The organism is Acidovorax sp. M14, from assembly GCF_049331375.1.
Lineage (GTDB): Bacteria > Pseudomonadota > Gammaproteobacteria > Burkholderiales > Burkholderiaceae_C > Acidovorax.
Window position 1 is genome coordinate 2,394,369 of the sequence record NZ_CP186263.1, and the last position, 19,087, is coordinate 2,413,455.

Annotated in this window: 15 protein-coding genes; 11 read left to right on the forward strand and 4 right to left on the reverse strand. The window is 65.7% G+C overall.

Features of this window, described 5'->3' with window-relative positions; genetic code table 11:
• Nucleotides 1-38 precede the first annotated feature (38 nt).
• From ACOYR4_RS10945 to ACOYR4_RS10965, 5 genes are all read left to right on the forward strand, one after another.
• Nucleotides 39-1,112 (forward strand): GGDEF domain-containing protein, encoded by a 1,074-nt coding sequence (locus ACOYR4_RS10945; protein WP_291446693.1) that lies wholly within the window; start codon nt 39-41, stop codon nt 1,110-1,112.
• A 261-nt stretch (nt 1,113-1,373) separates the two neighbouring features.
• Nucleotides 1,374-4,898, forward strand: coding sequence for a chromosome segregation protein SMC (gene smc, locus ACOYR4_RS10950; RefSeq protein ID WP_422849534.1), 3,525 nt, complete (start codon nt 1,374-1,376; stop codon nt 4,896-4,898).
• Nucleotides 4,899-4,914: 16 nt separating this feature from the next.
• Complete coding sequence (locus tag ACOYR4_RS10955) at nt 4,915-6,030, forward strand: cell division protein FtsZ (protein ID WP_422849535.1); 1,116 nt, start codon at nt 4,915-4,917, stop codon at nt 6,028-6,030.
• A 14-nt stretch (nt 6,031-6,044) separates the two neighbouring features.
• Complete coding sequence (gene ligA, locus ACOYR4_RS10960) at nt 6,045-8,132, forward strand: NAD-dependent DNA ligase LigA (RefSeq protein ID WP_422849536.1); 2,088 nt, start codon at nt 6,045-6,047, stop codon at nt 8,130-8,132.
• 118 nt (nt 8,133-8,250) lie between these two features.
• The gene (locus ACOYR4_RS10965; RefSeq protein ID WP_291446689.1) at nt 8,251-10,545 is read left to right on the forward strand and encodes a penicillin-binding protein 1A; all 2,295 of its coding nucleotides are present in this window, start codon (nt 8,251-8,253) and stop codon (nt 10,543-10,545) included.
• Between the two features lie 57 nt (nt 10,546-10,602).
• Here ACOYR4_RS10965 and ACOYR4_RS10970 read toward each other — a convergent pair whose 3' ends face one another.
• The 3 genes from ACOYR4_RS10970 to ACOYR4_RS10980 all read right to left on the reverse strand — a co-directional run bounded on the left by ACOYR4_RS10970 (nt 10,603) and on the right by ACOYR4_RS10980 (nt 12,205).
• Entirely contained in the window at nt 10,603-10,836 is a 234-nt protein-coding gene (locus ACOYR4_RS10970) for a DUF1737 domain-containing protein (protein ID WP_015014180.1), read from the reverse strand.
• A gap of 8 nt (nt 10,837-10,844) precedes the next feature.
• Nucleotides 10,845-11,396: an NUDIX hydrolase gene (locus ACOYR4_RS10975; protein ID WP_015014179.1), complete on the reverse strand. Its 552-nt coding sequence runs from the start codon at nt 11,394-11,396 to the stop codon at nt 10,845-10,847.
• Nucleotides 11,397-11,509: 113 nt separating this feature from the next.
• Nucleotides 11,510-12,205 carry a fumarylacetoacetate hydrolase family protein gene (locus tag ACOYR4_RS10980; protein WP_116749809.1) on the reverse strand — a complete coding sequence of 232 codons (696 nt, stop codon included), beginning with the start codon at nt 12,203-12,205 and terminating at the stop codon, nt 11,510-11,512.
• A gap of 122 nt (nt 12,206-12,327) precedes the next feature.
• Here ACOYR4_RS10980 and ACOYR4_RS10985 point away from each other — a divergent pair, with 122 nt between their 5' ends.
• The 3 genes from ACOYR4_RS10985 (at nt 12,328) to ACOYR4_RS10995 (ending at nt 14,457) form a co-directional block, all read left to right on the forward strand.
• Nucleotides 12,328-12,783 carry a MarR family winged helix-turn-helix transcriptional regulator gene (locus ACOYR4_RS10985; protein WP_043566498.1) on the forward strand — a complete coding sequence of 152 codons (456 nt, stop codon included), beginning with the start codon at nt 12,328-12,330 and terminating at the stop codon, nt 12,781-12,783.
• A 103-nt stretch (nt 12,784-12,886) separates the two neighbouring features.
• On the forward strand, nt 12,887-13,555 hold the full coding sequence (maiA, locus tag ACOYR4_RS10990) for a maleylacetoacetate isomerase (protein WP_422849537.1): 669 nt from the start codon (nt 12,887-12,889) through the stop codon (nt 13,553-13,555).
• A complete protein-coding gene (locus tag ACOYR4_RS10995) occupies nt 13,534-14,457 on the forward strand; it encodes a polyphenol oxidase family protein (protein ID WP_422849538.1) in 924 nt (307 codons plus the stop codon). The genes maiA and ACOYR4_RS10995 overlap by 22 nt, the downstream gene beginning before the upstream one ends.
• Here the strand turns inward: ACOYR4_RS10995 and ACOYR4_RS11000 are convergent.
• Entirely contained in the window at nt 14,377-14,718 is a 342-nt protein-coding gene (locus ACOYR4_RS11000; protein ID WP_422849539.1) for a hypothetical protein, read from the reverse strand. The two genes, ACOYR4_RS10995 and ACOYR4_RS11000, sit on opposite strands and share 81 nt — an antisense overlap.
• A gap of 122 nt (nt 14,719-14,840) precedes the next feature.
• Between ACOYR4_RS11000 and ACOYR4_RS11005 the strand changes: the two genes are divergently transcribed.
• From ACOYR4_RS11005 to ACOYR4_RS11015, 3 genes are all read left to right on the forward strand, one after another.
• Nucleotides 14,841-16,541: a PHA/PHB synthase family protein gene (locus ACOYR4_RS11005; RefSeq protein WP_110958727.1), complete on the forward strand. Its 1,701-nt coding sequence runs from the start codon at nt 14,841-14,843 to the stop codon at nt 16,539-16,541.
• 70 nt (nt 16,542-16,611) lie between these two features.
• Nucleotides 16,612-17,790: an acetyl-CoA C-acetyltransferase gene (locus ACOYR4_RS11010; RefSeq protein WP_060985858.1), complete on the forward strand. Its 1,179-nt coding sequence runs from the start codon at nt 16,612-16,614 to the stop codon at nt 17,788-17,790.
• Between the two features lie 272 nt (nt 17,791-18,062).
• Nucleotides 18,063-18,845 (forward strand): EAL domain-containing protein, encoded by a 783-nt coding sequence (locus ACOYR4_RS11015; protein ID WP_422849540.1) that lies wholly within the window; start codon nt 18,063-18,065, stop codon nt 18,843-18,845.
• The last annotated feature ends 242 nt before the right edge of the window (nt 18,846-19,087 follow it).

A 19,087-nucleotide genomic window follows, 5' to 3' on the forward strand; every position in this document is an offset into this window, starting at 1 on the left:
GCCACCTATGATGCGGGCGCTTGACCGCTGTCGTTTCCATGTTTTTCAAGAAGTCTCCGACGTCCGCCTCCACACCACAGGCCCCCGTAGCCTCGGGGTTTGACGCGCAGCGCGAGCGCTCGGTGATTGCCGAGATGCTGCTCAAGCGCTCTGCCAAGCTGATCCTGGGGCGCAGCGAGCTGGAGATCATCCGCGGGGTGTGCCAGGCCATTGTGGATGTCACCAGCCACATCCGCCTGGCGTGGACCTGGTTCGGCCCCACCGACACGCAGACCATCCGCCCGCAGGTGTACGCAGGCCCGGCGGTCGCTTATGCCGAGTCGCTGACCATCGAGCGCAACCTGCTCACCCGCATCGGCCCTGCCTTTACCACGCTGGAGGGCAAGTCTGCTGGCCCTTTCACGGTGTCGCAGCTTTCCCCGTTTGGCCCCTGGCGCGAGGCGGCACGCCACCACGGTATTCACCATGTGCTGGCCTTGCCCATTGCCTCCACCTTCAATGGCTACAGCGGCATCTTTGTGCTGTACGCCGACCGCGATGGCTACTTTGACGAGGTTGGCGAGAGCCTGTTTGCGGGGCTGGCCGAGCTGTTCGGCTCGCTCATGACCGTGGCCGCCGAGCGCCAGGAGCTGCAGCGCGCCGCTTACCACGATGCGCTGACCGGGCTGCTGAACCGCCACGCGGTGGACCTGATCGACCGGCGTGTGTACCGGGCCTCCCTGTTTGAGCCCGCTTCGTCCATCCTGCTCATGGACCTGGACCGTTTCAAGAGCATCAACGACCGTTTTGGCCACGATGCGGGCGACAAGGCCCTGCAGGCAGTGGCCCGGGTGCTGACCGATGCCCTGCGGCGCGGCGACGAGATCATTCGCTGGGGCGGCGAGGAGTTTCTGGTCTGCCTGCCCCAGACCGCACTGCCCGACGCGCTGAAGGTGGCCGAAAAGCTGCGTCGCGCGGTGGAGGGCATCACCGAGCCCGAGCAGCTCACCGTGTCCATTGGCGCGTGCGAGATCTCTGCGCTGCAGCACCTGCCCCAGGCAGTGGCCCGCGCGGACGAAGCTCTGTTCAAGGCCAAGTCGGGCGGGCGTAACCAGGTGTGTGTGCTGCCTTGATGGTCGTCGCCTTTGGCTATCAAAATCGATAGCAATAAAGCCATATTGCACTAGCGCATCAGGCCGATTTGGCTGGATTTTTGGTGCCAACCGGCCTGCGGGCGCCTCCAGCGGCCCTTGAGCGCCAGGGCCAGGCAGGCGGCGCGGTATCATTCCGGCCTTGCCCACACCCGGCCCTGCCGGTGTGTTGTACGCCGGGACTGCGCACCGGCGCCCTGGTTGACCGCCGCGTCTCTTCTGCATCTACCCGCCATCTGATCCGTGCGTCTTACCTCGATCAAGCTCTCCGGCTTCAAGTCGTTCGCTGAACCCACCAATTTCATGCTGCCCGGGCAACTGGTCGGCGTGGTGGGGCCGAATGGCTGCGGCAAGTCCAACATCATGGACGCGGTGCGCTGGGTGCTGGGCGAGAGCAAGGCCAGCGAGCTGCGCGGCGAGAGCATGCAGGACGTGATCTTCAGCGGCACCACCACCCGCAAGCAGGCCAGCCGCGCCAGTGTGGAGCTGGTGTTCGACAACTCCGACCACCGCGCGGGCGGCCAGTGGGGCCAGTTTGGCGAAATCGCGGTGCGCCGCGTGCTCACCCGCGATGGCACCAGCAGCTACTTTCTGAACAACCAGCCCGTGCGCCGCCGCGATGTGCAGGACGTTTTTCTGGGCACCGGCCTCGGCCCCCGCGCCTACGCCATCATCGGCCAGGGCACCATCAGCCGCATCATCGAAAGCCGCCCTGAGGAATTGCGACTGTTCCTCGAAGAGGCCGCCGGTGTTTCCAAATACAAAGAGCGCCGCCGCGAGACCGAAAACCGCCTGTCGGACACGCGCGAAAACCTCACGCGGGTGGAAGACATCCTGCGCGAGCTGAACGCCAACCTCGAAAAGCTCGAAAAGCAGGCCGAGGTGGCCGCCAAGTACAACACCCTGCATGCTGACGCGACGCTCAAGCAGCACCAGCTGTGGTTTTTGAAGCGGGCCGAGGCCGAAGAGCAGCAGAACAAGGTGCGCCTGGATGGCCTGCAGGCCGTGAACGACCTCGAATCGCGCATGGCCGACCTGCGCGCCGTGGAGTCCGACCTCGAAACCATCCGCCAGGCCCACTACGCCGCCGGTGACCAGGTCAACCAGGCCCAGGGCAAGCTCTACGAAGCCACGGCCGAGGTCGGCAAGCTCGAAGCCGAGATCCGCTACGTGGTCGAAGGCCGCCAGCGCGTGGAACAGCGCCTGGTGCAACTGGCCGAGCAGATCGCCCAGTGGCAGGCCCGCAAGGAAGACGCCGATGTGGAGCTGGAAAACCTGGCCGGTGCCGGTGTGGACGCCGAAGAGCGCGCCGAACTGCTCGCCGCCCAGGTCGAAGAGCAGGCCATGCAGCTGCCCGACCTGGAAGAAGCCTTGCGCCAGGCCCAGGCCCGCACGGCCGAGCAGCGCAGCAGCGTCGTGCAGGTACAGCAGCAGATTGGCGTGCTGGCCGCCGAGCAGCGCAGCTTTGACGAACAAAGCCGCCAGCTGGACGCCCGCTTTGAACGCCTGCGCACCGACCGCAACGCGCTGGCTGCGCCCGATGAAGCCCGCCTGACCAACCTGCGCGAGCAACTGGAAGAAGCGCAGGAGATGGCCGAAACCACCGAGGCACGGTTGTACGAGCTGCAGGAGTCCGTGCCCCAGCTGGACGAAGACCGCCGCGCCCGCCAGCAGGCGGTGAACGCCGAAAGCGCGCGCCAGGCCGAGCTGTCGGCCCGCATGGAGGCTCTGAAGGCCCTGCAGGAAAAGGTCAAGACGGACGGCAAGCTGCGCCCCTGGCTCGCCAAACACGGCCTCGATGGCCTGCAAGGCCTGTGGAGCCGCATCCACATCGAGCCCGGCTGGGAAAACGCGCTCGAGGCCGCCCTGCGCGAGCGTCTGGCCGCGCTGGAAGTCGGGCGCCTGGACATGGTGCGCGGTTTTCTGGGCTCCGGCGGCAACGATGCGCCCCCAGCGCGCCTGGCCTTTTACAGCGCGCCTGCAGCCGGCCAGCCCGAGGCGCCGTCCCAGCACCAGCGCCTGTCCGATCTGCTGCGCCTCAATGACGCGGGTCTGCGCGCCGTGCTCACCGACTGGCTACAGGGCTGCTACACGGCCCCCACGCTGGACGAAGCCCTGGCCCGCCGCAGCCAGCTGCAACCTGGGGAGACGGTGTTTGTGCCCACGGGCCATGCCGTCAGCGCTCATAGCGTGAGCTTCTATGCGCAGGACTCCGAGCAGTCCGGCATGTTGGCCCGCGCGCAAGAGATCGAGCACCTTGAAAAGGAACTGCGCGCCCAGGCCCTGATCGCCGAAGAATCGCGCACCGCCCTAGTCCGCGCCGAGGCCGCCTATGCCGACGCCTCGCAGCGCCTGGTGTCCGCCCGCCGCGAAGCGACCGAGGCCCAGAGCCGTGCGCACGAGCTGCAGGTGGAGACCCTGCGCCTGACGCAACTGGCCGAGCAGACCCGCGCCCGCAGCGCACAGATCGACGGCGACCTGGCTGAGGTCGAGGCCCAGCTGGCCGACCTGCAGGAGCGCCGTGTGGCCGCCGAGGCGCGCTTTGAAGAGCTGGACATGCAACTGGCCGACAGCCAGGAGCGCGAGGCCCAGCTGGGCGACAAAGTCATCGAGGCGGAGCGCAAGCTGGCTGCCTGCCGCGAGCAGCAGCGCACGCTGGAGCGCCAGGCGCAAGAGGCCACGTTCTCGCAGCGCAGCCTGGAGGCGCGCCGTGCCGAATTGAATCGCTCTATAGAAACCGCCACGCAGCAGGCCAAGGCACTGGCCGACGAAGAGCAGCGTGCGCGCGACGAACTCGCCCGCCTGTCCGACGCCGCCGCGCAAGGCGGCCTGCAAGCCGCGCTGGAACTCAAGATGGAGCGCGAGAAAGCCCTGGCCGCCCAGCGCAGCGAATACGACGACCTGACGACCAAGCTGCGAGCCAGCGACGAACGCCGCATGCAGCTGGAGCGTGCCCTCGACCCGCTGCGCCAGCGCATCACCGAATTCCAGCTCAAGGAACAGGCCGCGCGCCTGGGCCTGGAGCAGTACACCACCTTGCTGCAAGACGCCCAGGCCGACCTGGAGGCCGTGGCCCGCTCCATCGACGAAGGCAATGTGCGCATCGGCGGCCTGCAGGGCGAAATCGACCGCCTGCACCGCGAGATTGCGGCATTGGGCGCAGTCAACCTGGCCGCGCTGGATGAATTGAAGCTCGCCAGCGAGCGCAAGGTGTTCCTGGATGCGCAAACCGCCGACCTCACCGAGGCCATGAACACGCTGGAAGACGCGATCCGCAAGATCGACGGCGAAACGCGCCAGCTGCTCTCGGGCACCTTCGACACCGTCAACGCGCACTTTGGCCGCATGTTCCCCGAGCTGTTCGGCGGCGGCCAGGCCAAGCTCATCATCACCGGCGACGAAATCCTGGATTCGGGTGTGCAGGTGATGGCGCAGCCGCCCGGCAAGAAGAACCAGACCATCCACCTGCTGTCAGGCGGTGAAAAGGCGCTCACGGCCATTGCGCTGGTGTTTGCCATCTTCCAGCTCAACCCCGCGCCGTTCTGCCTTCTGGACGAGGTGGACGCGCCGCTGGACGACGCCAACACCGAGCGTTATGCCAAGCTGGTGTCCAGTATGAGCAAGGGCACGCAGTTTTTGTTCATCAGCCACAACAAGATCGCGATGGAAATGGCCGAGCAACTGATCGGCGTGACCATGCAGGAGCAGGGCGTGTCGCGCATCGTGGCGGTGGACATGGAGTCCGCTTTGTCGATGGTGGACGCTTGAACCCATTCATTCAAACATGAGCACATTGCAACTGAGTCTGGCCATCATCGGTGGCCTGGTGCTGGCCCTGATCGTGGCCTACAACACCTGGACCTCGCGCCGCAACGCGCCCAAGCGCGCCCTTCCTACTGAGCACGACCCGGCGGCGGAGCCCGCGCAGCGCCTGGAGCCCGGCTTTGATGCGGGCGCGGCCGGTGCGATGCCCCCCGGCGAGTTCCACGGCCTGGACCGAGGACCGGAGCCGTCGGAACACACCGTGGACGCGGGCGACGCCCTGCAACTGCCCGTGCCGCCGTTTTCGCCCGAGCGCCGCCCGGGGCTGGACCCGCTCATCGATGTGATCGCCTCGCTACAGCCCGAGCATGTGGTGTCCGGCGACGCGGCCCTGGCCGCACTGCCGCCCACCCGCCGCGCAGGCAGCAAGCCCTTTGCCATCGAAGGCCTGAACGAAGCCACCCAGCAGTGGGAAACCCCGGCCCCCGGTCAGCGCTACCAGTCCTTCCAGGCGGGCGTGCAACTCGCCAACCGCATGGGCGCGCTCAACGAGATCGAGTTTTCCGAGTTCGTGGTCAAGGCCCAGGCCTTTGCCGACGCCATCAACGCTGCTCCCGACTTCCCCGACATGCTGCAGGAAGTGGCCCGCGCCCGCGAGCTGGACCAGTTCGCCAGCGACCACGATGCCCAGCTCATGTTCATGCTGCGCGCCCGCCAGGCCGCGTGGAGCCCGGGCTACGTGCAGCAGAACGCTGCCCGCCTGGGCTTTGTGCCCGGCGCCATGCCTGGCCGCCTGGTGCTGCCCGCCAGCACCCAGGGCCTGCCGCCTTTGCTCACGCTGGGCTACGACACCCAGGCTGCTCTGGCCGACGACCCCGACCAGTCCGCCATCCGCGACATCACCCTGAGCCTGGATGTCGCCCAGGTTCACCGCACCGAACAGCCCTTTGCCCGCCTGCGCGATGTGGCCGCCGCACTGTGCCAGGCCATGGACGGCGTGCTGTGTGACCAGAACGGCACCCCGCTGCCCGCCATGGCCATGGACCCGATCGCCGCCGACCTGGAGCTGCTGTACGACCAGCTCGATGGGCGGGATCTGTCTGCGGGGTCGGTGCTGGCGCGGCGCCTGTTCAGCTGAGCGCTGGTGCGGCCATGACCGAGAGTTTGGATCTTTTTTCGGCCCCAGCGCCCGTGGATCAAGCGCAGCCAGCTATCAAGATCAAAGCGCTGCGCGACCAGCTCAACCAGTGGGCCCACCAGTACTACGTGCTGGACGAGCCCACCGTGCCCGACGCCGAATACGACCGTGTGTTCCGCGAGTTGCAGGCGCTCGAAGCCGCGCACCCCGGTCTGGTCACCCCCGACTCCCCCACGCAGCGCGTGATTGGTGCAGTGATGGATGGCCTGGCCCCCGTGCGCCACGCGGTGCCCATGCTCAGCATCCACACCGAAACCGACACAGAGGCCACGGGCGCCCAGGCGTTTGACGCGCGCGTGCGGCGCGAGCTGGGCCTGAGTGATGCCGACCCTGCCATTGAATACGTGGCAGAACCCAAGTTCGATGGCCTGGCCATGAGCCTGCGCTACGAAAATGGCCGCCTGGTGCAGGCCGCCACGCGCGGTGACGGTGAGGTGGGCGAGGAGGTGACGCACAACATCCGCACCATCCGCCAGATTCCGCTGACCTTGCCCGACGGCGTGCCTTCTGTGCTCGAAGTGCGTGGCGAGGTCTACATGCGCCGCGCCGACTTCGACGCGCTGAACGAGCGCCAGCGGGAGCAGGGCGGCAAGACCTTTGTGAACCCACGCAATGCGGCTGCGGGTGCGGTGCGCCAGCTGGACTCCAACATCACCGCCCAGCGGCCCTTGAGCTTTTTTGCCTATGGCCTGGGCGCCATCACGCCGCCTGCCGAGGGTGGGCCCGTGTTCCGCACGCATTTCGAGATTCTGCAGACGTTGAAATCCTGGGGTTTCCCGGTGGCAGCGCAGGTACAAATTGCGGTGGGTGCTACTGAATTGGTAGCGTTTCACCAGCAGGTGGGTGCCAGCCGCGATGCGCTGCCGTACGACATCGACGGCGTCGTCTACAAGGTCAACTCCCTGCAGCTGCAGCGCGACTTGGGCTTCAAGACCCGCGAGCCGCGCTGGGCTGTGGCGCACAAGTACCCGGCGCAGGAGATGGCCACCAAGATCGAAGGCATCGATGTGCAGGTGGGCCGCACCGGCAAGATCACGCCTGTGGCGCGCCTGGCACCGGTGTTTGTGGGCGGGGTCACCGTGACCAACGCCACGCTGCACAACCTGTTCGAGATCCGCAAGAAGGGCGTGCGCGTGGGTGACACCGTCATCGTGCGCCGTGCGGGCGATGTGATCCCCGAGGTGGTGGGTGTGATGCCCGGGCAAAGGTCGGGCTATGTGCCCAACTTCCGCATGCCCGAAGCTTGCCCTGTGTGCGGCAGCGCCGTGGTGCGCGAAAAGGGCGAGGCCAACCACCGCTGCACCGGCGGCCTGTTCTGCGCCGCGCAGCGCAAGGAGGCGATCCTGCACTTTGCCGCACGCCGCGCCATGGACATCGAGGGCCTGGGCGACAAGCTGGTGGACCAGCTGGTGGATGCCAACGTGATCCGCACACTGCCCGACCTGTACCGACTGGGCCTGACCTCGCTGATTGCGCTGGAGCGCATGGCCGAGAAATCGGCCCAGAACGTGCTGGCGGCGCTCGAAAAATCCAAGCAGACCACGCTGCCGCGCTTCTTGTTTGCCCTGGGCATCCGCCATGTGGGCGAGGCCACGGCCAAGGACCTGGCGCGGCATTTTGGAGTGCTCGACGCCATCATGGATGCGCCGGAAGAGCAGCTGCTGGCCGTCAACGACGTGGGCCCCATCGTGGCCAAGGCCATCCACACCTTCTTTGAACAGCCGCACAACCGCGAAGTGGTCGAGCAGCTGCGTGCCTGCGGCGTGACCTGGCCCGAAGGCTCGGTGGCCGAGCGTGCCCCGCAGATCCTGGCGGGCAAGACGGTGGTGCTGACCGGTACCTTGCCCACCCTGAGCCGCGACGCGGCCAAGGACATGCTCGAAGCCGCAGGCGCCAAGGTGGCCGGCTCAGTCAGTAAGAAGACCAGTTACGTGGTGGCGGGCGAAGAAGCCGGCAGCAAGCTGGTCAAGGCCCAGGAACTGGGCGTGCCCGTGCTGGACGAAGCCGGCATGCTGGAACTGTTGGCAGGCCAAGGTGTCTGACGGAGCACGGTGCACCATGCCCGACTCTGCTTTTGCGTTCTCCATCCCCTTTTTCCTTCCTGACCGGCCCCTGGTGGGGCGGTCCTGAAGCGACCCCTTATTTCCCGGCGATTCATTGATGCACAAGTGGCTGCTTTCTTTCCGGGCCCGCATGGCGGGCCTGTTGGCCTGGGTTCCCCGGCCCGTGCGGCGCCTGCTGTTGTGGACGGTGGTGGCGGTGCCCGCTGCGCTGCTGGTGTTCACGCTGGCGCTCGTGCCTTTCACCCCCGGTATCAGCGACATCCGCAAGGCCAAGAGCGAGCTGCCTGCGCAGCTCATGTCGGCCGACGGCAAGCTGCTGGCCGAATACCGCTGGGCCAACCGCGAGTGGGTGGAGCTGAACCAGATCTCGCCCAACGTGATTGATGCGCTGATAGCGACCGAAGACCACCGCTTTTACAAGCACTTCGGGCTGGACTGGCGGCGCACGGCGTCGTCGGTGGTGTTGACGCTGCGTGGCGACCCGCAGGGCGGCTCCACCATCACCCAGCAGCTGGCGCGCAACCTGTTCCCGGAGGAAATCGGGCGCTCGCGCACGCTCACCCGCAAGCTTAAGGAAGCGATCACCGCGCTCAAGATCGAGGCGTCGTATTCCAAGGACGAAATCTTGGAGACCTACCTCAACACCGTGCCGTTTCTCTACAACGCCTACGGCATCGAGATGGCCGCGCGCACCTACTTTGACAAGTCGGCCGACAAGCTCAACGTGCTGGAAAGCGCCACGCTGATCGGCATGCTCAAGGGCACGGCCTACTACAACCCGGTGCTCAACCCCGAGCGCGCGCAGGCCCGCCGCAACACGGTGCTGTCGCAGATGGTCAAGCGCGGCAAGCTCGATGCCAAGCAGTTCGAGACCCTGCAAAAACGCCCGCTGCGCATCAACTTTGAACGCCAGACCGAGGTCATGGGCCCGGCGCCGCATTTTGCGATCCAGCTGCGCAAGCAGCTCATCGACTGGGCCGACAGTAAGGGCTACAGCCTGTATTCGGACGGCCTGGTGATCCGCACCACCATCGACTCGCGCCTTCAGGCCTATGCCAACCAGGCGGTGGCGCGGCAGGGTCGGCAGTTGCAAGGTGTGGCCGACACTGCCTGGTCACAGCGCAACGGCTGGGGGCCCAAGAACGAGCTGGTGCAGACCCTGGTGCGCGAGAGCGCCGAGTACCGCGCGGCCGTGGACAAGGGCGATACGCCCGACGACGCGCTGAAGGCGCTGCTGGACGACGCTGCCTTCATGGCCAAGCTGCGCGCCGAAAAGACGCGTGTGCAGGCGGGCTTTCTGGCGCAAGACCCGGTCACCGGCCATGTGCTGGCCTGGGTGGGCAGCCGCGACTTTGCGCAAGACCCGTTCGACCACGTGCAGGCAGCGCGCCGCCAGCCAGGCTCGACCTTCAAGCCGTTTGTGTATGGCGCTGCTTTTGCCAACGGAGCAACGCCTGAAGACACGCTGATGGATACCGCCGTCGAAATCCCGCTGGGCGGAGGCCGCGTCTGGCGCCCCACCGATGGTGGCCCGCCCAGCGACCAGCCCATGACACTGGCCGACGGCCTGGCGTTCTCCAAGAACACCATCACCGCACAGGTGATGCAGCAGGTGGGCCCGGCCCGCGTGGCCGAAGTGGCGCGCGCCCTGGGCGTGCGGCAGTCCAAGCTGGAAGAGGTGCCCTCCTTGGCGCTGGGCACGAGCCCGGTCACGCTCAAGGAGATGATCTCGGCCTACAGCAGCATCGTGAACCTGGGCCGTTATGTGGAGCCCGTGCTCATCACCAGCATCGAAGACCGCAATGGCAAGGTGCTGGAGACCTTTGCCAAGCCCGTGCCTGAAGAGGTCTTCCAACCCCGGGCAGCGCAGACCCTGCGCAACACCATGCGCGGTGCCGTGGACCGGGGTACGGCCACGGCCATCCGTACGCGCTATGGCATCCAGGCCGACGTGGCGGGCAAGACCGGCACCACGCAAGACAACACCGATGGCTGGTTCATCCTGATGCACACCCGCGTCGTGGCGGGTGCCTGGGCTGGCTTCAATGACGGGCGCATCACGCTGCGCAGCGACTACTGGGGGCAGGGCGCGCGCAGTGCGTTGCCCATGGTGGGCGAGTTCATGCAGCAGGCCATTCGCAACAAGGTGATCGACGGCAATGACCGGTTTGTGGATGAGTTTGACACCAGCCCACCGCCACCGCCCGACAGCTCGCTCAGCACCATGCGTGACTGGATTCGTGGCCTGTTCCGCACCGACCCGCAGCAGGCCCCGGTGCCCGGCATGCCGCCCCGGCCTGCGGGTGCGGGCGGTTTGCCGCCGGTCACTACCGACCCACCGGGTTCGGTGTCGCCACCGGTGCCCGCAGAGGAGCGGGTGGGGGGCGAATGAGTGGGCGCGGCGCAGGGGTTGCGCGCCGCTGGATGACGCCCGGCGACCAGGCCCTTGTCAGTCCACCACGCCGGGCCACACGATGGCCTGGGCCACGATCACGGTCTGCCCGTTGAAGGTGGCCGCCGGTGAGCCATACAGCCGATAGCCCAGCGCCAGCGCGTCGCTCACGCGGCGGCAGAAGCTGGCGTCGTCGGGACCGGTGAGCAGGCGGTAGGCGGGCAGGCCATCCGGCGGCGCACTGGCCTGCGTGGTGTTTGCGGGTGATGCTGTGGAGGTGGCAACCGTCATGGCCGCGCCTATTCGATGTCGATGAAGTGCATGCCCATGGTGCCTGCCTTGCGGTCGGCAAAGTAGCACTCCAGCGTTTCCTTGACGGTGCGGAACGCCAGCTCGTCCCAGGGCACTTCGTCTTCGGCAAACAGCCGGGCCTCGATCGTTTCGTAGCCTGGGTTGAACTGGTCGCTCAGCAGCGTGGCGCGGTAGAACAGGTGCACCTGGCCCACGCGGCGCACGTTCAGCAGGCTGAAGAGGGGGCCGATCTCGATCTGCGCGCCAGCCTCTTCGTCGGTCTCACGCGCCGCCCCTTGGGCCGTGGTTTCGTCCAGCTCCATGAAGCCTGCGGGCAGCGTCCATTTGCCCCACCGGGGTTCGATGTTGCGTTTGCACAGCAGGATGCGGCCATCGGGCAACGCGGGCACCGTGCCCACCACATTGAGCGGGTTCTCGTAGTGCACCGTGTTGCACGCGGGGCAGACAGCACGCTGTTTGGTGTCGCCGTCGTCCGGCAGGCGGTACACCACGGCGGTGCCACAGGCGCGGCAATGTTTGATGGGGCTGCGGTAGGTCATGCAGGGGTTTGAGGGTCAAATGGGCTGGTAGCGCTAGTGCAACATGCGCTACCAGCTATGAAAGTCGTAGCATTGCGTTCGCCTGGCCGGGCGGCGGGGCCGCCCGGTGGCGCTCACACCACGGTCAGGCGCAAAGGCGTGAGGCCGCCCACACCGCCTTCAAGCGTATCGCCACGCACCACGGCGCCCACGCCTTCGGGGGTGCCGGTGTAGATCAGGTCGCCGGGCTGCAGCTCCCACGCGGCCGACAGGTGCTCGATGGTCTCGGCAATGTTCCAGATCAGCTGGGTCACGGTGCTGCGCTGGCGGTCGGCGCCGTTGACCTGCAGCCAGATGGGCGCGTTGGCCACGTCACCTGCCTGGGCTGCCGGCGTGATGGGACCGATGGGCGCGCTGGCGTCGAAGCCCTTGCCAATGCACCAGGGGCGGCCCTGTTTCTTCATGTCGTTTTGCAGGTCGCGGCGGGTCATATCCAGGCCCACGGCGTAGCCATAAATGTGGCTGAAAGCGTCGGCGGCCTGGATGTTCTTGCCACCCTTGCCAATGGCCACCACCAGCTCGATCTCGTGGTGCAGGTTGGCCGTGAGGCTGGGGTAGGGCAGCTGCCCGGTTTCGCCCGCGTTGACGACCACAATGGCATCCGCAGGCTTGAGGAAGAAGAAGGGTGGCTCGCGGCCGGTGAAGCCCATCTCCTTGGCGTGTTCTTCGTAGTTGCGGCCCACGCAGTAAATGCGGTGTACCGGAAACCGTTCGCCGCTGCCCACCACGGGCACGCTGACCACGGGGGCTGGAGGAAACACGTAGCTCATGTCTGCCTTTCAATGGTTCTGGGAATGCTGTCAAAAAAGCCGGGCGCAGTACGGTGCGCGCCGCAGTGTGGCAGTGTGCCATGGGCGCAGGCCCTCTGCTGGGGGGCGCTACACTCGCGCCCATGGCAAAGAGCTTCGATTTCCACAACACGCCGGGCCACCTGGTGCGCCGCGCCCACCAGCGGACCGTGGCACTTTTCATGGAAGAGACGGCCGGATTTGACGTGACGCCGGTGCAGTTCGCCATCCTGCACGAACTGCTGGCCCAGCCGGGCGAAGACCAGGTCACCCTGGCCGCCCGCGTGGCGTTCGATGCGGCCACGTCCGGCTCGGTGATCGGGCGACTGGAAAAGCGCGGCTGGATCCGCCGCGAGCCCGACACCCGCGACCGCCGCCGCAAGCTGCTGTGGATCACGCCCGAAGGCGAAGTGGCCGCCCTGCAGATGCGCGATGCCGCCCAGCGCGTGCAGGAGCGCCTCACGGCACCGCTCACCGCCCAGGAAAGCGCCGACCTCATGGTGCTGCTCTCCAAAGTCGTCTACAACCACCAGGACCCGGCGGGCACATCGGGCGCCTGACGGATATGCCCTTGGTCGCCGGGCGCACTCTTTCTCTGGCCTGTCGGCGCCATGCCGCACAGGCTTCATTCCTTGTTTGATCGACCCCAGGCACCGCTCCGCCATGCAGCTCTACAACTACTTCCGCTCCTCCGCCTCGTTCCGCGTGCGCATCGCGCTGCAGCTCAAGGGCCTGCCGTACGACTACATGCCCGTGCATCTGGTCAAGGGCGAGCACAAGGCACCCGATTACGCGGGCCGCATCGGGGACGCGCTGGTGCCCACCCTGGTGACCGATGGCGGCACGGCGCTGTCGCAGTCCATGGCCATCATCGAATATCTGGACGAAACCCATCCCACGCCTGCCTTGCTCCCCGCCACCCCGTTGGCGCGGGCCCGGGTGCGCGCACTGGCCCAGATGGTGGCGTGCGAAATCCACCCCATCAACAACCTGCGTGTGCTCAGGTACCTGGTGCATGAACTGAAGGTGGACGAGGATGCCAAGAACGCCTGGTACCACCACTGGGTTCGCAGTGGTCTGGAGGCGTTCGAGCGGCAACTTGACCTGCTGGCGCAAGAGCGCGCTGCGCAGGGCATGGCGCCCTCGGTGCTGTGCTGGGGCGACACGCCCACGCTGGCCGACTGCTGCCTGGTGCCGCAGATCTTCAATGCCCAGCGCTTCAAGGTCAGCCTGGATGGCCTGCTGCGCACCATGAGTGCGTTCGACGCCTGCATGGCACTGCCCGCGTTCCAGCAGGCGCAGCCCTCGGCGTGCCCGGACAACGAAGCGTGACGGCTGCGTCTTCGTCGGTACAGGGCCTGCACGCAGACTGGCTGGTGCCCGACTGGCCTGCACCGCCCGGTGTGCATGCGCTGTGCACCACGCGCGCGGGCGGCGTGAGCCGCGCACCGTACGACCAGTTGAACCTGGGCGCCCATGTGGGCGACGATCCGCAGGCGGTGGCCGCCAACCGGCAGATCGTTCAATCCGCCTTGCAAGCCACGACCCCGGGCACGCGTGCAGTGTTCTTGAGTCAGGTGCATGGCGAAGGCGTGGCGCTGCTTGATGCGGGCACGCCCGACGGGACAGAGGCCGACGCCTGCGTGGCCAGTGCACCCGGCGCCGTCTGCACCATCATGGTGGCCGACTGCTTGCCCGTGTTGCTGGCGCACCGCTCAGGCCAAGTGGTGGCTGCAGCCCACGCCGGCTGGCGCGGACTGGCCGGGCACGCAGGGCAGGGCGTGCTGGAATCGGTTTTCAAGCGTTTTTGCCATGAAGCGCTAGTACATCACGCCTCTGCAGCTATCAAAAATGCAGCAATGGCGCCTGGCTCTCCGTACGCTTCAGAGGTTGCTGCCCACACGGTGGCTTGGCTAGGCCCCTGCATCGGCCCCACGGCTTTCGAGGTCGGGGCGGAGGTGCGTGCAGCGTTCTGCGACGCCCCGGGTGCCCTGGGCGCTGCGGCCGCTCAGTGCTTTGTGGCCCGGCCCGATGCACCGGGCAAGTACCTGTGCGATCTGGCAGGGCTGGCCCGGTTGCGCCTGCGTGCCATGGGCATCACCGCCATTTACGGCAATGACAGCACCGCACCCTGGTGCACCGTCACGCAGGCCTCACGGTTCTTTTCGCACCGCCGCGACAGCGTTGCCCTCGGCGGCAGCGGGCGCTTTGCCGCCTGCATCTGGCGCGGCTGACGCTGCGGGTTCGGCGCCCGCATCGGTCGCGCGGGCTGCGGCCTGTTCCGCGTCATACGCAGCCTGTTCGGCCGCCTCCCGCGCTTTGATCTTGCGCTTGCGCGACGGCGTGCCCAGGATGTAGACCAGAATGCCCATGGGCAGCAGGCCATACAACGCAAACGTGATGATGGCGCCCAGCACAGTGCCCTGTGGGCTGGTGGCCTCGGCCACCGCCATCATGAGCGTGACGTAGGTCCAGGCGATGACGATGAGGTACATTGATTTGTGTGCACTGAAAGCGTTGAATTCGTTGCCATGCCCCATGGGGTGGGCAACAATGAACCCGCGAAACAAAAATCAGGCCCCAGCCGCTGCGAGCGACCAACCATTGAGGAATGAGCATGACTTCTGAATCACCCTGGGCCGAGAGCGCCCAGCAGTTCCAACAGATTTTCGGGCAAAGCTGGTCGCAGGCGCTGCAATCGTTTCAGAAACTGGACCTCGGGGCGCAGGTACCTGCCGCAGCGCCTCTGAAGCTGTCGCAGACCAAACTGCAGGCGTTGCAGCAGCAGTACCTCAAAGAAGCTCAGGAGCTGTGGGCCCAGGGCCTGCAGGGCACCCCGGAGGTCAAAGACAAGCGTTTTGCCGGCGAAGGCTGGGCCAGCAACCCCGTGGCGGCGTTTTCTGCGGCTGCCTACCTGCTCAACGCCCGCACGCTGATGGGCCTGGCCGAGGCGGTCGAGGCCGACGAGAAGACCAAGGCCCGCATCCGCTTTGGCGTGGAGCAGTGGATGGCCGCCATGGCGCCCAGCAACTTCCTCGCTTTCAACGCCGAGGCGCAGAAGAAAGCCATCGAGACCAAGGGCGAGAGCATCGCCAAGGGCATGCAGAACCTGCTGCACGACATCACGCAGGGCCATGTGTCGATGACCGACGAAAGCCTGTTCGAGGTGGGCCGCAATGTGGCCACCACCGAAGGCGCGGTGGTGTACGAGAACGAACTGTTTCAGCTGCTCGAATACAAGCCCCTCACTGCCAAGGTGTACGAGCGGCCATTTTTGCTGGTGCCGCCCTGCATCAACAAGTTCTACATCCTCGACCTGCAGCCCGAGAACTCGCTGATCCGTTACGCCGTCGAGCAAGGCCACCGCACCTTTGTGGTGAGCTGGCGCAACCCCGACGACAGCCTGGCTCACAAGACCTGGGACGACTATGTGGAAGATGGCGCTATGGCCGCCATCGACGTAGTACAGAACATCACGGGCGCCGAGCAGATCAACGCGCTGGGATTTTGCGTGGGGGGCACCATCCTCAGCAACGCGCTGGCTGTGTTGGCGGCGCGTGGCGACGAGCCCGTGGCCAGTGCCACCTTTCTTACCACGCTGATTGACTTCAGCGACACCGGCATCCTCGACGTGTTCATCGACGAGGCCTTCGTCAAGTTCCGTGAGATGCAGATGGGCCATGGCGGGCTGATGAAGGGACAGGACCTGGCGTCCACCTTCAGCTTCTTGCGCCCCAACGATCTGGTCTGGAACTACGTGGTGGGCAACTACCTCAAGGGAGAAACGCCGCCGCCGTTTGACCTGCTGTACTGGAACAGCGACAGCACCAACCTGCCCGGCCCGTTCTACGCCTGGTACCTGCGCAATTTTTACTTGGAGAACAACCTTGTCAAACCCGGCAAGCTCACGGTGTGCGGCGAAAAGCTGGACCTGGGCAATCTCGATTTGCCGGTCTACATCTATGGCTCGCGCGAAGACCACATTGTGCCGGCCACGGCCGCTTACGCATCCACCCAGGTGCTGCCAGGCAAGAAGCGTTTTGTGATGGGCGCGTCAGGCCACATCGCGGGCGTGATCAACCCACCCGCCAAGGGCAAGCGCAGCCACTGGATTCGCGCCGACGGCAAGTTCCCCGGCACGCTCGACCAATGGCTGGACGGTGCCACCGAGCACCCCGGCAGCTGGTGGACCGATTGGTCAGGCTGGCTCAAGAGCCATGCTGGCAAACAGATTGCAGCGCCCAAGGCCTATGGCAAAGGCACCAAATTCAAGGCCATCGAGCCCGCGCCCGGCCGCTACGTCAAGCAGAAAGCCTGATACGCAAAAGTCCTGACTTTTGTCGCTGCGAGAATCACTGAACCACCACTCACCACTACAAGGACATTCCATGGAAGACATCGTCATCGTTTCGGCCACCCGCACTGCTGTGGGCAAGTTTGGTGGCTCGCTGGCCAAGACGCCCGCGGCCGACCTCGGCGCCATCGTGATCCGCGAAGCCATCGCCCGCGCAGGCCTCTCGTCCGACCAGATCGGCGAAGTCATCATGGGCCAGGTGCTGGCAGCTGGCGTGGGTCAGAACCCGGCGCGCCAGGCTTCGATGAAAGCAGGCGTGGCCAAGGAAACCCCCGCACTCACCATCAACGCGGTGTGCGGCTCTGGCCTCAAGGCCGTGATGCTGGCTGCCCAGGCCGTGGCCTGGGGTGACAGCGAGATCGTCGTGGCCGGCGGCCAGGAGAGCATGAGCCTGGCACCGCACGTACTGCCCAACTCGCGCGACGGCCAGCGCATGGGCGACTGGAAGCTGGTGGACACCATGATCGTGGACGGCCTGTGGGACGTGTACAACCAGTACCACATGGGCATCACGGCTGAAAACGTGGCCAAGCAATACGGCATCACCCGCGACATGCAGGATGCCCTGGCCCTGGCCAGCCAGCAAAAGGCAGCCGCAGCCCAAGATGCCGGCAAGTTTGTCGATGAAATCGTCGGCGTGAGCCTGGCGCAAAAGAAGGGCGACCCCATCCTCTTCAACACCGACGAATACCTCAACCGCAAGACCAACGCCGAAGCCCTGGCGGGACTGCGCCCCGCGTTTGACAAGGCGGGCAGCGTGACGGCGGGCAATGCCTCGGGCCTGAACGATGGCGCCGCCGCCGTGGTGGTGATGAGCGCCAAGAAGGCTGCGGCCCTGGGTCTCAAGCCTCTGGCCCGCATCGCCGCGTTTGGGACCAGCGGCTTGGACCCCGCCACCATGGGCATGGGCCCCGTGCCGGCCTCGCGCAAGGCCTTGCAGCGCGCAGGCTGGAATGCGGCCGATGTGGACCTGTTCGAGCTGAACGAGGCCTTCGCCGCCCAGGCCTGCGCGGTGAACAAGGAATTGGCAATCGACCCTGCCAAGGTCAATGTGAACGGTGGCGCTATCGCCATCGGCCACCCCATCGGTGCGTCGGGTTGCCGCATCCTGGTGACGCTGCTGCACGAAATGCAGCGCCGTGACGCCAAGAAGGGCTTGGCCGCGCTGTGCATCGGCGGTGGCATGGGCGTGTCGCTGGCGGTGGAGCGTTAAGCGTCAGCCTCAGCTTGGCATAGCTGAGTAGTGCCAACGATGCATTGATCGAAGGTGCTACCTACCCCCGCCTCAAAAGGCCGCATGTCCATGCGGCCTTTTTTGTTGCTTGTCTTTAGCAGCCAATTAAAGAGGGAGTTGTATTGCGTCTGAGAGAGCCCTCTCTGAATCACCACCCTCTGATTCAGACTGGCGCGCACCTCGGGAAACGCTGTCCCTGCATCGGCACCATAAGACCGCAAGTTTGTAATGATGCATTACCATGTTTGCCCATGACAGTGACCATTTTTGCCCAACCCTTCGAACCCGTGGGCTGCCAATCCTGTCGTGACAAGACGCAGCTTCCGTTCGACTTCACGATGGCGTTCCAGCCCATCATGGATCTGGAGTTGAATCGTCCGTTCGCCTACGAAGCGCTGGTGCGCGGTGTGGATGGCGAGTCGGCCGGGACGGTGCTGTCGTGGGTGGATGACACCAACCGCTACCGCTTTGACCAGGCCTGCCGCGTCAAGGCGATTGAACTCGCGTCGCGCCTCGGGCTGGCCAGCTTGCCAGACTGCCGACTGAGCATCAATTTTCTGCCCAACGCGGTGTACCGGGCGGAGACCTGTATCCGCGCCACCATGGAAGCGGCAGAGGAATTCGATTTTCCGCACAACCGCATCATGTTCGAGGTGACCGAGGGCGAACAGGTCACCAGCGGCGCCCACCTCAAATCCATCTTCAATGAATACCGGCGCCAGGGCCTCATCACGGCCATCGACGACTTTGGTGCGGGCTATGCGGGGCTGAACATGCTGGTTCAATTCCAGCCCCATGTGCTCAAGATCGACATGGAGCTGATCCGCAACATCGACCAGGACCCGGTGCGGCAGGCGATTGTGTGCGGCATCGTGCTGGTATGCCAGCGTTTATCCATCGACATCGTGGCCGAGGGCATTGAGACCCCAGCAGAGTCGGCCTACCTGAGATCGCTGGGCGTCCGCTACCAGCAGGGCTATCTGTTTGCCAAACCAGGGTGGGAATCCTTGCCGCTGGCGCCACGGCGCGCCTAGTCGCCTACTCCCTGGCGGCTCCCTCCGGGGGCGTCTTTCTGCTGTACAACAGTCAATAAGCGCTTGGTGGTTGCGTGGTTTGGGTGCATCTGAAGGCACCATTCCTGTGACCCATCGCTAAGCTTGTCTTGCGTCAATGGTGTGACGCATGTGGATATGTCAAAAAGGAAAGGGCTTCAGTGTTTTCCTTCACGGCAGCGTCCAATTTCTTCGGTAGAGTGGGCCCTGAGCCAATCACTAAC